This window comes from Robertmurraya phoenicis (genome assembly GCF_047302285.1).
In the GTDB taxonomy this organism is placed as follows: Bacteria; Bacillota; Bacilli; order Bacillales; family Cytobacillaceae; genus Robertmurraya.
Genome location: NZ_CP154845.1, coordinates 2028960 through 2041463, shown reverse-complemented (window position 1 = coordinate 2041463; position 12504 = coordinate 2028960). Strand labels below are relative to the sequence as shown.

Annotated in this window: 17 protein-coding genes; 4 read left to right on the top strand and 13 right to left on the bottom strand. The window is 37.3% G+C overall.

The window, feature by feature from the left end; translation table 11 throughout:
* Positions 1–41: 41 nt before the first annotated feature.
* Positions 42–743, bottom strand: a complete 702-nt coding sequence (gene deoD, locus AA0X71_RS10115; protein WP_413361733.1) for a purine-nucleoside phosphorylase — start codon at positions 741–743, stop codon at positions 42–44.
* A 169-nt stretch (positions 744–912) separates the two neighbouring features.
* Here deoD and AA0X71_RS10110 point away from each other — a divergent pair, with 169 nt between their 5' ends.
* Complete coding sequence (locus tag AA0X71_RS10110) at positions 913–1041, top strand: hypothetical protein (RefSeq protein ID WP_413361732.1); 129 nt, start codon at positions 913–915, stop codon at positions 1039–1041.
* An 18-nt stretch (positions 1042–1059) separates the two neighbouring features.
* Entirely contained in the window at positions 1060–1188 is a 129-nt protein-coding gene (locus AA0X71_RS10105; RefSeq protein WP_019155855.1) for a hypothetical protein, read from the top strand.
* Positions 1189–1275: 87 nt separating this feature from the next.
* Here the strand turns inward: AA0X71_RS10105 and AA0X71_RS10100 are convergent, their stop codons facing one another.
* Positions 1276–1446, bottom strand: a complete 171-nt coding sequence (locus tag AA0X71_RS10100) for a YozD family protein (RefSeq protein WP_413361731.1) — start codon at positions 1444–1446, stop codon at positions 1276–1278.
* Positions 1447–1617: 171 nt separating this feature from the next.
* On the opposite strand from AA0X71_RS10100, the gene AA0X71_RS10095 reads away from it, so the two are divergent.
* Entirely contained in the window at positions 1618–1776 is a 159-nt protein-coding gene (locus tag AA0X71_RS10095; protein ID WP_413361730.1) for a hypothetical protein, read from the top strand.
* Here AA0X71_RS10095 and AA0X71_RS10090 read toward each other — a convergent pair.
* Both AA0X71_RS10090 and AA0X71_RS10085 read right to left on the bottom strand, forming a co-directional pair.
* On the bottom strand, positions 1773–2480 hold the full coding sequence (locus tag AA0X71_RS10090) for a hypothetical protein (RefSeq protein WP_413361729.1): 708 nt from the start codon (positions 2478–2480) through the stop codon (positions 1773–1775). The two genes, AA0X71_RS10095 and AA0X71_RS10090, sit on opposite strands and share 4 nt — an antisense overlap.
* 330 nt (positions 2481–2810) lie before the next feature.
* On the bottom strand, positions 2811–3044 hold the full coding sequence (locus AA0X71_RS10085) for a YozE family protein (RefSeq protein ID WP_413362547.1): 234 nt from the start codon (positions 3042–3044) through the stop codon (positions 2811–2813).
* Between the two features lie 171 nt (positions 3045–3215).
* On the opposite strand from AA0X71_RS10085, the gene AA0X71_RS10080 reads away from it, so the two are divergent.
* Positions 3216–3560 (top strand): hypothetical protein, encoded by a 345-nt coding sequence (locus AA0X71_RS10080; RefSeq protein ID WP_413361728.1) that lies wholly within the window; start codon positions 3216–3218, stop codon positions 3558–3560.
* A 61-nt stretch (positions 3561–3621) separates the two neighbouring features.
* Here the strand turns inward: AA0X71_RS10080 and AA0X71_RS10075 are convergent, their stop codons facing one another.
* The 9 genes from AA0X71_RS10075 to msrA form a co-directional block, all read right to left on the bottom strand.
* Positions 3622–3903, bottom strand: a complete 282-nt coding sequence (locus tag AA0X71_RS10075; RefSeq protein ID WP_413361727.1) for a YokU family protein — start codon at positions 3901–3903, stop codon at positions 3622–3624.
* 4 nt (positions 3904–3907) lie between these two features.
* A complete protein-coding gene (ablA, locus tag AA0X71_RS10070) occupies positions 3908–5323 on the bottom strand; it encodes a lysine 2,3-aminomutase (RefSeq protein WP_413361726.1) in 1416 nt (471 codons plus the stop codon).
* A gap of 111 nt (positions 5324–5434) precedes the next feature.
* Positions 5435–6838, bottom strand: a complete 1404-nt coding sequence (locus AA0X71_RS10065; RefSeq protein WP_413361725.1) for a sigma-54 interaction domain-containing protein — start codon at positions 6836–6838, stop codon at positions 5435–5437.
* A gap of 103 nt (positions 6839–6941) precedes the next feature.
* Positions 6942–7799: a putative beta-lysine N-acetyltransferase gene (gene ablB, locus AA0X71_RS10060; protein WP_413361724.1), complete on the bottom strand. Its 858-nt coding sequence runs from the start codon at positions 7797–7799 to the stop codon at positions 6942–6944.
* A gap of 26 nt (positions 7800–7825) precedes the next feature.
* Positions 7826–9244 (bottom strand): aldehyde dehydrogenase family protein, encoded by a 1419-nt coding sequence (locus AA0X71_RS10055; protein WP_413361723.1) that lies wholly within the window; start codon positions 9242–9244, stop codon positions 7826–7828.
* A 159-nt stretch (positions 9245–9403) separates the two neighbouring features.
* Entirely contained in the window at positions 9404–10870 is a 1467-nt protein-coding gene (locus tag AA0X71_RS10050) for an NAD(P)/FAD-dependent oxidoreductase (RefSeq protein WP_413361722.1), read from the bottom strand.
* Between the two features lie 236 nt (positions 10871–11106).
* Positions 11107–11268, bottom strand: coding sequence for a YjcZ family sporulation protein (locus AA0X71_RS10045; RefSeq protein ID WP_413361721.1), 162 nt, complete (start codon positions 11266–11268; stop codon positions 11107–11109).
* A 204-nt stretch (positions 11269–11472) separates the two neighbouring features.
* Positions 11473–11904 carry a peptide-methionine (R)-S-oxide reductase MsrB gene (gene msrB, locus AA0X71_RS10040; protein WP_413361720.1) on the bottom strand — a complete coding sequence of 144 codons (432 nt, stop codon included), beginning with the start codon at positions 11902–11904 and terminating at the stop codon, positions 11473–11475.
* Positions 11894–12439: a peptide-methionine (S)-S-oxide reductase MsrA gene (msrA, locus tag AA0X71_RS10035; RefSeq protein WP_413361719.1), complete on the bottom strand. Its 546-nt coding sequence runs from the start codon at positions 12437–12439 to the stop codon at positions 11894–11896. The genes msrB and msrA overlap by 11 nt, the downstream gene beginning before the upstream one ends.
* Positions 12440–12504 lie beyond the last annotated feature (65 nt).

Here is a 12504-nt window from a genome sequence, read left to right as displayed (position 1 = left end):
TCACATGTTGATCGCGAAGCTGCGTGTTTTTGTTACATGTCTTACTTTATTGCAGCCTCTAGAGATACCTCAATCATCTCATTGAAAGTTGTTTGTCTCTCTTGAGCAGTTGTTTCTTCTCCAGTTAATAAATGATCACTGACGGTTAAAACAGATAATGCGTTACGGTCAAATTTCGCTGCCAATGTATATAGTGCGGCTGTTTCCATTTCGATCGCAAGGATTTGATATTGAGCCCATTTTTCATGATCCGCATTATCATTATAGAACATGTCCGCAGTAAACACATTCCCTACCTTGAGGTTCAGCCCCTTTTCAACCCCTACATCATAAGCTCTCTTAAGAAGATCAAAATTAGCTGTAGGTGCATAATCAATACCACCGAAGGTAATGCGATTCATTTGAGAGTCAGTTGAAGCGGTCATCGCCAATATAACGTCTCTCACTTTTACATCCTTCTGAATAGCCCCGCAAGTTCCTACACGAATCAAGTTTTGCACATTATAGCTTTGCATAAGCTCATTCACATAGATAGAAATAGAAGGAACACCCATACCCGTTCCTTGTACAGATACACGTTTCCCTTTATACGTACCAGTATATCCAAACATATTACGAACTTCGTTATAGCAAACAGGATTTTCTAAAAAAGTTTCAGCTATATATTTTGCCCTTAACGGATCACCTGGTAAAAGAACCGTTTCTGCAATTTCATTTTCTTTAGCACCAATATGTACACTCATGAAAAAATCCTCCTTAACCTTTATGAAAAACAAGTATAACATGTACACGATCTTTCTTGTCCTATTATAGCGTTAATTTTATTGTTTGTAGAGTCATGAGTTTTCATTACGAATGATTCAATCATGTTCGGGAAAAATAAATAGAACTTTTATAAGGGAGGAATTCATCTTGTCAAAAGGAAAAATGAGTAAAAAGCTCGAGCAAGCAGTACAACATGCAAACGAAACCAATCCATCTTCTAGATCAAATACAGAGCCTCACACTTCGTTATCGATTAAAAGACAACATAAAAAATAGGACAATTAGGAGGGTATTATGGGTAAAAAGCATAGAAGTCGCATCAATCAACCAAAAAAGAATAATCATATTCCACCAGAACAAATCGTCGCAGAGCATGAAGCACACGGGAAAGAAAATACGGCAAAAGATCGAAAAAACACCTAATAGAAATAGGGCAATACAAAAAGCGTAACTGACTTTTTGTGTTGCCCATTCTCTTTCATATCAAGTTTTTCTCATATTTAGGTCTAATTAAACTTCTTCTTCTTCATCAATAATACATTTAGCTAATAAATACTCGAACGTAATATCTGCAAGTTCCTCTACTTCCCCATCAGAAGGAGCGTATCCTCTCCTTAGTAACTCTTGGAAGAAAAAATCTCCTATCTCATCCGTATCAATAAATACTTCAATTTCCTTCACAGAATCGCCCCCTTTGTACAAAATGTATGATGGCAAACTCCTTTTCATTCTTACTAGTGAAAAATTTCATGACAATGTTGAAACGACAGAGAATTCATCATCCATCTTCAATTTTTTCGTCATATATCAGCAATGGACAAGCATAGAATGATGAAAAAGGAGGAAGACAAAATGATAACCATTCCCAAAGCAATTGAAACATGGAGAAAAGATTTAAACGAGGATAACAGCCTTACATTGCATTTATTTAAAAAAATGACATCTATCCATTTTAAAACTATTTTAATTTTAGGGATTCCTCTTCTGTTTGTGATGCTTCTTTTTATTTAACTATTGTCACTGCTTTGATGAAGTGATCGAGATTTACGCACAATAAGCTGGAGTTTTCGTACAACCATTCTCATCATATGTTTGTATTCATCATCTTGAAAAAGTTCAAAAAGAATCGAGTAATCATTATAGATATCTAAAAGGGCATCAATGATTTGACTTTGCTCTTTTTGTTCGTCAAGAAACTGTTTCTCTGCTTTTTTATGTGTTGGGATTGGATTTTGCAGTTCCAATGGCTTTTTCTTATTCGCTAAAAATAAGAGACCTAATTTTTGAATAAAGGATTCTGCATTTTCTGCGTCGGCTACTAAAGTTAATTCTTCTTCACCGGCTTCAAGCCATTCTCCATCCTTGATCCGTGCAAGCTCGTAAATAACGTCTTCCCACGCGTCCTCTTTATATCTCCAAATTTCGGTTCTAAAGCCAACCACTTTAAACAAGTCAGCCCCATATCCTTTTACTTGGACAAGGTCACCAATAAAGTAACGATACTCAATATCAATTTGCTCTTTCTCCATGATACTACCTTCATATTCGGACAAATTCTGAAGGCTTGATTCCATAAATAAGCCTTCACTTCCGTTGATTCCGTATACATGCATGCCATCCAGCCATTTGATATCTGTAACTTTTCCAACGGTACCGTAAATTGTGATCACGACTGTATCACCGATCTTAAATTTTGGTTTTTTCTTCTCTTTCATAGCCTCCATCTCCCACATGATGAGTCGTGAATTTATTAAGATATTATATGCTCGATTAAGAAAAACCGTACTTTATGTGAATATCTTTCAGCAGTAAGACTGGCCATTTTGTTCATATGAACATTTAACTTTCTAATAAAAAATGTCATTGATGAACTCTATAGTGCTTTAGAAAAGACATCTACTCCAAATCAAAACAGGGACACAGTTCATATTGGCACTGGGGCCTGGAGTTTCTATTTGTAGCGAATGCCTTCAATTTGGTTCAGAAGTCATTAAATCTCATTCTACTGAAGTATAGATGGAGAGCAAAAAAAAAGGGAATCCAATTCATTCATTGGTTTCCCTTTTTTCTGTTGAAAGGTAAATTTCCCATGCCTCATCAAATACCACCATGCTCGATAAATAATGACCATTCAATTCTAAATAACTGCTTAGTTCATCGTAATCCTCACTACTTTTTGGAAAACTATGGTCAGCATAGGCAGCGTTGGCAAAAACACTAATTTCATTCGGCGGCTTAGGATGACGATATTTCATCAAAAAATGATAGAACGATTTCAACATCACGTACTTTTCTCCCTCTGTTTTTGATATTGTCTTTTACTATAACTTATTTTCATGGAAGTAGTCTATTAAAAAATCTAGACAATTTGAACGTATTTATATATAGCACATAAATATTTTGCTTATAGGCAAAAATTATAGAAACAAACAAATTGGAGTTTATACGCTATGATCTTTCTTGCCCTTTTATCCATGTTAGGTGGATTATTCATCATTAATTCCATTTACGCCTATCACACAAAACATATTGATTCACATTTTTTATCCACTCTATTGTACTATATAAAATCTTTTCCATTTTTCTTATCTGCAAGTTTAATGATTGGATATGGAGTTAAGTCTCTAGCAAAAGTCGCAAATAGCTTAACGTTTTCACTAATTGTCTCAAAAGGGTTAGAAATCTTCGTTAGCGTAGTAATTGGTTACCTTTTCTTAAAAGAATTACCCAGCTGGCGCACGGCAATTGGTGTCACGGTTATATTATTTGGATTTTGGATTTTAAAAGGGAAATAACACATAAACACAAGAAAACTAGCACCATTTTATGGATGCTAGTATACCTCAAGTTCTATTTCTAAGAAGAAAAATCAAAATAATTTCTCTTCAACAATTTAGGGAGTTCTATTAGTTCTTTAAAACTAATGGAACGTTCGATTGCCTTTGTGTCAATTAGAAAAAGCTGATCTTCTATATCCCTGACAATGGAGTCGTCTTGATAGGTCATCCCGCACTCCTTGCACACAATTGTTGGAGTTTCTCTAATTTCAATCGCTTTAGTGCCATCTGGTAACTCCCAATACACTGATTGTTGATCTTCACGAATCTCACTACTGCTACACCAATCACAATACGCCATATAACTACGCCTCCTTCGTTTCTGGATCCACTTTTTTGAATTTTTCTTGCTGAGCCTGAAACTTTTTCTCCTTCAATTGATCCCGTTTTTCTCGTTTGTTTTTTAAGGAGGCATGCTCTGGATTACTTTCGTATGTTTGACGACGATTTAAGCGTTCAATTCCCTCCGGAACGAGGTTAAACTGTTGGTCATTCATGAGAGCTGAGATTCCCACATTCGAACGTTTCTCCTCCATCTCTGGATAGAGCTCCTTAAAGTACCCTTCTGCCGTACCTGGAGTATATGATTCTGGCTCTGGGTAAGTCGTAATCACACCCTCAAAATTTCGAAGCACAACCTTATCCGCACTTTGGGAAATTAAGTAGTTCGGCTGTAATGAGATCTTTCCACCACCTCCAGGAGCATCGACGACAAATGTTGGTACTGCATACCCAGATGTATGCCCTCTCAAGCCTTCAATAATTTCTAATCCTTTTGAAATAGGTGCTCTGAAATGACCAATACCTTCAGATAAATCACATTGATAAATATAATATGGGCGAACTCGAATCTTCACTAGATCGTGCATCAGCTTTTTCATAATCGGCACACTGTCATTAATTCCAGCTAAAATGACTGACTGATTCCCAACTGGAACTCCAGCATTTGCCAGCATTTCGCATGCTCTCTTAGAATCTTCGGTAATTTCAATTGAAGTGTTGAAATGGGTATTGAGCCAGATAGGATGATATTTCTTTAAAATATTGCATAGATTTTCTGTTATGCGTTGCGGGAAGACCACTGGTGCACGGGTCCCAATTCGAATGATTTCCACATGATCGATTTCACGTAACTTTTTCAAAATATATTCTAAGATCGTATCATTAATGAGCAGTCCGTCTCCGCCCGAAATGAGAACATCTCTAACTTCAGGTGTATTTTGAATATAATTGATCGCTTCATCTAACTGTTTCTTTGGAACACCCATGCCAATTTGTCCGGAAAATCTTCTTCTTGTGCAATATCTGCAATACATGGAACATTGATTGGTGACGAGAAAGAGCACTCGATCTGGATAACGATGGGTTAAACCAGGTACAGGAGAATCTTCGTCTTCATGTAGCGGATCCTCTAGATCATATTTCGTCTTATAGATTTCTTTTGAAATGGGTACCGACTGCATCCGTATTGGACAGCGGGGATCATCTGGATTCATGAGAGAGGCATAATATGGAGTTATATTTAAAGGAATCGTTTTTGTAGAAATCTTTACTCCTTCTTCCTCTTCCGGAGTTAGATGAATGACTTTCTTTAAATCTTCGAGCGTCCGAATTGTATTGGTTAATTGCCAAAGCCAATCATTCCATTGCTCCTCCGTAACATCCTTCCATAGCTCTATTTCCTTCCAATGCCTTTTCGGCTTATACAATGTTTGCTTCACGCTTTATCCCCCTAGAAATGTATTTATAATAAATTATGCAAAAAGCATGCCAAAGCTCGTAAATAGGGAAAATAAAGGCTTTTGAATTATTACCCATAAAAAAAATGCCGATTATTCGGCATCAAGTCCAAACTTCTGAATTTTATACTGTAATGTTTGTCTAGGTAGCTGTAATAAAGTTGCTGCTTGTAAAATATTCCCTTCCGTTTCCTTTAAAGCTTGCAAAATTAATTCCTGTTCATATGTTGCAATCTTTTCACGAAATGATATAGATTCATTATTTGACAGCCTTTTCCCATTCTTAATAAATTCCTTTAACATAATCGGGAGATCGTCTATTTCCAGTTGATCACCAGTACAAATATTCATCATATATTCAAGAGCATGTTTCAATTCTCTTACATTTCCTGGCCATGCGTAGCTCAGGAGCACCTCTTTTACACTCTCAGAGATACCTATAACATTCTTATTTAAGCTCTGATTAAAATGATCAATAAAGACCTCTGCCAAATATAAAATATCTTCCTTTCTTTCTCGCAAGGATATTAATTCAAACGTTAAAACATTCAACCGGTAAAACAAATCAGAACGAAGCATCTTTTGTTCAAGAGCCTTTGTAGGATGAACATTCATTGCCGCGATCACTCTCACATTAGTACCTACATCTGTAGCACCTCCTATCCTTCTGAAACGACCATCTTCCAATACGCGTAGAAGCTTCGCTTGAAGATCAATCGGCATCGCATGTATTTCGTCTAAAAAAAGGGTTCCACCATCTGCTAACTCAAATAAACCAGGTCGTTCGACAGCACCGGTATAACTCCCTTTTGCTGTACCAAAGAGAATACTCTCAAGGAGATTTTCAGGAATAGCCGCACAATTTTGGGCAATAAATGGAGCAATAGCACGAGTAGAAGCATGATGTATTCCTTGCACAAATAATTCCTTCCCTGTTCCACTTTCTCCAAAGACTAATACGGGAGAGTGGGAACGGGCCAGTTTCTCTGCTTCTATTTTCATTTGCTCAAAAAGAGGGTTTTTCGTTAATAAATCTTGCATGGTATAGGAAACCGTACTTGGCTTTTTAGAGGAATTTTTTTTTGAAAGCAACTGTTTTTGCAAATCGACGAGTTGTTCCGACAGTCTTTTCATTGTACTGTGATCCTTAGCAATTTCCATCGCTCCTATAAAATGCTTCTTAACAAAGATCGGGAGCGTCGTATTCATCGTCTCAATTCTTTTTCCATAAACGTTTGTATAAATTTGTGCCTGATTATAAATAGCCTTCTTTGACTTTAGAACTTTTATTAATGTACTTGTGTTTTCGTTCAAAGAGGGGAACACTTGAAGTAGTGGCTTTCCAATTACATCACCAATTTTTAATCCATCATGCCTCGCTGCCACTTCGTTATAATATATCGTTTTTCCATTTGTATCGACAACATGAATGCCCTCATCAATTCTAGAAAGAATAGCTTTTAATACTTCATTTGAAATTGCCATTTCCTGTGGCAATATTCATCACCTACCAGTTCATTCATTATCATATGACACGCCGAAAAATCGGCAGTAATAGACGATTTTTCGGCATGTCGTCCGTCTTAAATCAGTTTTTTTCTCACATATCTTTCTGAAAAGATAAATCTTTTACCCACATATTCATGTTTTCAATTTTGTCATATATATAGCAATTATTCGTTAATCTTCCACGATAACGGTACCCCAACTGATGTAAGGCTGCGTTCATCCCGAAAGATTGGGCTCTAGCAATCGAATAGGCACAATAGATCCCTCTAGCCAGAAGTTCTTCTTCAAGCTTTGCTAATAGAATCTTCATTAATCCATATTTTCGATGTTCAGGCAGGGTAGCACAGTCAGTCAGCTCAGCATTTTTATAAAAATGATTTACTTCAGCTGACGCTGCACTTACCATCTCTTCCCCCTTTGTAAACGCAAAATAAATCGTCCCTTCATCCATTGTTTTTAAGATGTATGATGGGTCGTGCAATGGAGTAGGGTAAATCTTGAATACCTGCTGATACAATTGCGCCAGCCTTTCTACCTCTTCTTTTTGCACCAAAACAAGTTTGTATTCCTCAGGAGGTGATTTTAAACCAGTGCTCTTTTCTAATGATTGGACATCTTTTACAATCTCGTCCTCTTTCGTATAAGAGTCGCTGTTTCTCCGCTCATTCGTATAATATTTACAGCAAAAATAGCAGTCAGATCCTAGAAAAAAGCGTTCAATTACGGCTTCGCATTGAAAACCATTTTCAAGCAGTGGAAAAAGCTGCTCATTTCTACTCTTAACGATTAACTTATCAGCTTTTGAGTTTATTGCTATTTCTTCCGCTTTTGCGATCGCATCAAAAATGTTTCCATTTATGTCCTCAATTCGAATTCTTTTATTATACGGATCATTAAATATCTCGATAACAAAGTTCTCTCCAGTAATAACTGTACTTGTAGCCGTCAATTTTTTCTCCCCTTTTAAAAACCAATCTACAATTTAAAGCTTATAAGCTTTAATTCTGTCATCTCCTCTACCGCATATTTAATGCCCTCTCTTCCCATTCCACTTAGCTTCACGCCACCATATGGCATATGATCCACTCGGAATGTTGGAAAATCATTGATCATCACTCCACCTACATGTAGTTCTTTTGCCGCTTTAAACGCTCGCCCGACATCAGACGTAAAAACACCGGCCTGTAAGCCAAATTTCGAATGATTTACGAGACTAATTGCTTCGTCAAATGAACTGACTCGATTAATATGAACGACTGGGGCAAAAGCTTCTTCACAGGAGATTTTTTCCTCAGGATGAACATCTAATAGTACTGTCGGATGTAGGAGCCCATCCTCTCCACTACCACCCAGTGCAAGCTTTGCACCCGTTTTTGTAGCACTCTCAATCCATTCCAAAATCCGTTTTTGATCCCCTCTCGAAATCATTGCAGAGATGTCTGTTTGCTCATCAAGTGGATTTCCAACCTTTAATTTCTTTGCTTGTTCGATAAATTGCTCGACAAAAGTATCATAGATAGTTTCATGAACATAAATTCTTTGAACAGAAATACACACTTGCCCTTGAAACGCAAAAGCCCCCGCAACGATTCGTGGAACAATTTCTTTTAAGTCTGTATTCTCATCAACGATTACAGCTGAATTAGAACCTAACTCAAGCGTTACCCGTTTTAAACCAGCCTTTTCACGAATTTGTTTGCCCACCTCAGGACTACCTGTAAACGTTATCATTTTGACACGGTCATCTTTAACTATTACATCTCCAACCGTGCTACCTCTTCCAGTCACGACATTTAAGGCGCCATTTGGTAAGCCCGCTTCATGGAAAAATTGGGCAATTTTATAGGAAGATAAAGGTGTTTGTGTCGCAGGCTTTAATACGATTGTGTTTCCTGCAGCAATCGCTGGTCCAACCTTGTGAGCAACAAGATTCATAGGAAAATTGAATGGAGTTATAGCCGCAATGACACCAAGTGGCTCTTTCACCGTATAAGCAACTCTTCCTTCCCCTCCTGGAGCAGCATCCATCGGTATTGTTTCTCCATAGATTCTTCTCGCTTCTTGAGCGGCAAACTTATACGTCATTATCGTCCTCTCCACTTCAGTTCGAGCTGCAGATAGTGGCTTAGCTGCTTCTTTCGCAATGATTTGAGCACATTCTTCTTTATTTTCTTTCATAAGTTCAACCACGTTCTCAAGAATTTCAGCCCGTTTATGTGCTGGCATAGAACGAAGGATGACTGTAGCTTCTGAAGCTACCTCAATGGCCTTTAAGACATCTTTTTCTTCTGCCATCGCAACCTCAGCAATAAGCGTTTGATCGTAAGGACTTAATAATTTCGAATATTCCTTCGTTTCTACTAATTCCCCATTAATCCATAAAGATTGCTTCATTTTCTCCATCCTCCTCTATCTTTTTCAGTTCGCCATTCATTTTTTTACTATTTAAATTGTAACGGAAATAAGTGATTCTGAAAAGTCCGACCATTTAATTAAGTCATTATGCCTTGATCAAAAAAATCTGCCCTTTAATAGGCAGATTTTTAGATAAAATTATACAGTTACTGGTTCTTTTTTTGTTGTATTTTTACTTTTTTCAATAATATCTCTGGCAATCCAAACTCCACAAGCACTTGCTTGAGCAAGACCTCTTGTCACACCAGCACCATCTCCACCAACATAGAGACCGCTGATTTCTGTTTCAAAACGGTCATTTAACTTTGGCCGTGCTGAGTAAAACTTCGCTTCTACTCCGTAAAATAAAGTATGTTCAGAAGCAAGGCCAGGAGAAACAACGTTCAAGGCTTCTGTCATTTCCACTAAACTTTTTAACGTGTTGTAAGGTAAAACAAGTCCTAAATCTCCAGGAACTGCTTCCTTCATCGTTGGTTCGATAAACCCTTCTTTAATTCGCTTTTCCGTTGATCTTCTTCCTTTTAAGATGTCCCCGTACTTTTGCACAATGATTCCACCATTTGATAAAGCATTAGCCAGCTTAGAAATCGCAATTGCATACTCATTCGGTTTATCAAAAGGCTCTGAGAATGTATGTGAAACAAGTAAAGCAAAGTTCGTATTCGGGCTTCCTAGTTTTGGATCTTTATAAGCATGACCGTTCGCGAGCATCGTACCAGAATGATTTTCAACAACAACATGGCCTGACGGATTACTACAGAACGTACGAACTCTTGTCCCAACCGAAGTATTAAATGTAAATTTTCCTTCGTATAAATGTTCGTTAATTTCGTCCATTACTATATTAGAAGTCTCTACACGGACACCTACATCAACCTGGTTGCTTATCATCTTTAGACGGCGAGATTTTAATAGTTTTGCTAACCATACACTTCCATCTCTTCCAGGTGCAATGACTACTTTCTCTGCTAAAATGGATTCGCCTGATTTCAGTTTAATTCCAGTTACTTTATGACCTTCGGAAGTTCTTTCTGTTATTAAATCTTCCACTTCCGTTTTGAAAGACATTTCAATCTTTTCCGTTAAATATCCATAAATATCTTGAAGGATTTGTAGATTTTGCTCGGTTCCTAAATGTCTTACTTGAGCGCGAAGTAGTTTTAGTCCAGCTGCATATGCACGTCTTTCGATATCCTTCACTGCTGGTGTTAATGGATCCGTAATACTTGTCGTCGCGCCGTGCTTAAGGTTTATTTCATCGACATATTTAATCAATTCAATCACTTGAGAGTCTGACAAGTAATCCGTCATCCATCCCCCAAATTCACTTGTAATATTAAACTTTCCATCAGAATAAGCACCCGCTCCACCAAAACCATTCGTAATTGAACATGCTGGTAAGCATCCTGCAAATTCTTTTCTTCCAGCCGCAGGTGGGCATTTTTCAATCTTCTTTTGTAAAATCGGACAATTTCTTTTAAAAATATCGTGTCCTTTATCTATTAAAATAATATTTGCTTCAGGCATCTTTAATGTTAGTTCATAACATGTAAAAATTCCGGCAGGTCCTGCTCCAACAACGATTACATCATAGTTCGTTTTCATCGTTTTTCCCCCTGTCGTGCATTCATTTTATCGTTTTTCGTGTTTTTTCAAATCCTTTAATAATATAGCAGAGAAAAAGTAGGTGGTCAACAATAAAATACGAACTTTAAAATTAATTTTTATTAAAATCGTTCGTCAATAGACAATTCCTCTAATTTTCTTACATTTGCGATGTCAGTTATAAAATAATAAAAAATGGAATTACCCTAGACAAGGTAATTCCACTTTTCCCCAAGTTACTTGCAGTAGCTAGCACCAATAATAATTAATAGGATGAAGAGAACCACAATTAACGCAAATCCTCCGCGATAGCCACCAGTTGCAACTCCACCTACTGCTGGATAAGCATATCCAGGATAGCAAGGATCGTACCCACAAGTATCATATCCGTAATTCATTCTATCTCCACTCCTTCATTTTTTTGTCAATTGATTTCAATAAGAAAGTTCGATGCTCAAAAATGACTTTGCATCTGGAAATCAATTTAGGTTATTATCACTGCTAATGTATGTAGTAGGTACTTGACCCGTATGTGTATTTGCCCAATTTGTACAATGTGTTTTAAAAAGAATTAAAGGAGCAGCACGCTGGCTGCTCCTTACTTACTCTTCATCAAATAATTTTAAGAATTCTCCGTACCCTTCCTCTTCAAGTTTCTCCTTTGGAATAAAGCGTGTGGCTGCAGAGTTAATACAGTAGCGTAATCCTGTTGGTCCAGGACCATCGTCAAAAACATGACCAAGATGAGAATCAGCCGTTTTGCTACGCACTTCAGTCCGGATCATGAAATGGCTCTTATCCTCTTTTTCAATAACTTCTTCTTCCTCAATTGGTTTCGTAAAACTCGGCCAACCACAACCCGCATCAAATTTATCCATTGAACTGAATAATGGCTTTCCTGAGACGATATCCACATAAATTCCATCTGAAAACTCATTCCAATATTCATTCCGGAATGGCGGTTCTGTTCCGCTATTTTGCGTAACCTCATATTGCATCGGTGTTAATTTTTCTTTCAGTTCTTTATTTTTCAATTTTGTCACCCCAATTTCTTTTAATAAAATCGACTCGCCCAGATCCTTGACTATACGCATTGTATCTTGTTGGATTTTTTCGATAAAACTGTTGGTGATATTCCTCTGCTTCATAAAATGGTTGTGCAGGCAATATTTTCGTCGCAATTGGTTTTTGGAATCGACCACTTTCTTGTAATTGCTTTTTCGATTCCTCCGCTATTTTTCTCTGTTCTTCATTATGGTAAAAAATAGCTGTTTGATAGGATTGGCCACGATCGTAAAACTGCCCACCTGGATCTGTCGGATCGATTTGCTGCCAATAAACCTCTAATAACTTTTCATATGGAAATAGTTCTGGATTAAATGTGATTTGTACCGCCTCGTGATGACCTGTAGTCTCACTACAAACCTCTTCATATGTCGGATTTTCTGTATGTCCACCTGTATATCCAGAAACTACCTGCATAATTCCTGGCTGCTCATCGAAAGGCTTCACCATACACCAAAAACATCCACCAGCGAAAGTTGCTACTCCCATTTGCTGATTCTCCATTTTAGTATCACCGTCCGCTTCGTTTTCTTATAGAGTAAAGGAATGTCATTCATAAATGCAAATAA

What these genes read in the sequence shown, in the direction of transcription:
- AA0X71_RS10045 (WP_413361721.1), bottom strand. Translation starts at nt 11,268, where the DNA reads ATGAATTACGGATATGATACTTGTGGGTACGATCCTTGCTATCCTGGA.
- deoD (WP_413361733.1), bottom strand. Translation starts at nt 743, where the DNA reads ATGAGTGTACATATTGGTGCTAAAGAAAATGAAATTGCAGAAACGGTT.
- AA0X71_RS10080 (WP_413361728.1), top strand. Translation starts at nt 3,216, where the DNA reads ATGATCTTTCTTGCCCTTTTATCCATGTTAGGTGGATTATTCATCATT.
- AA0X71_RS10075 (WP_413361727.1), bottom strand. Translation starts at nt 3,903, where the DNA reads ATGGCGTATTGTGATTGGTGTAGCAGTAGTGAGATTCGTGAAGATCAA.
- AA0X71_RS10105 (WP_019155855.1), top strand. Translation starts at nt 1,060, where the DNA reads ATGGGTAAAAAGCATAGAAGTCGCATCAATCAACCAAAAAAGAATAAT.
- msrA (WP_413361719.1), bottom strand. Translation starts at nt 12,439, where the DNA reads ATGGAGAATCAGCAAATGGGAGTAGCAACTTTCGCTGGTGGATGTTTT.
- AA0X71_RS10090 (WP_413361729.1), bottom strand. Translation starts at nt 2,480, where the DNA reads ATGAAAGAGAAGAAAAAACCAAAATTTAAGATCGGTGATACAGTCGTG.
- AA0X71_RS10050 (WP_413361722.1), bottom strand. Translation starts at nt 10,870, where the DNA reads ATGAAAACGAACTATGATGTAATCGTTGTTGGAGCAGGACCTGCCGGA.
- AA0X71_RS10055 (WP_413361723.1), bottom strand. Translation starts at nt 9,244, where the DNA reads ATGAAGCAATCTTTATGGATTAATGGGGAATTAGTAGAAACGAAGGAA.
- AA0X71_RS10095 (WP_413361730.1), top strand. Translation starts at nt 1,618, where the DNA reads ATGATAACCATTCCCAAAGCAATTGAAACATGGAGAAAAGATTTAAAC.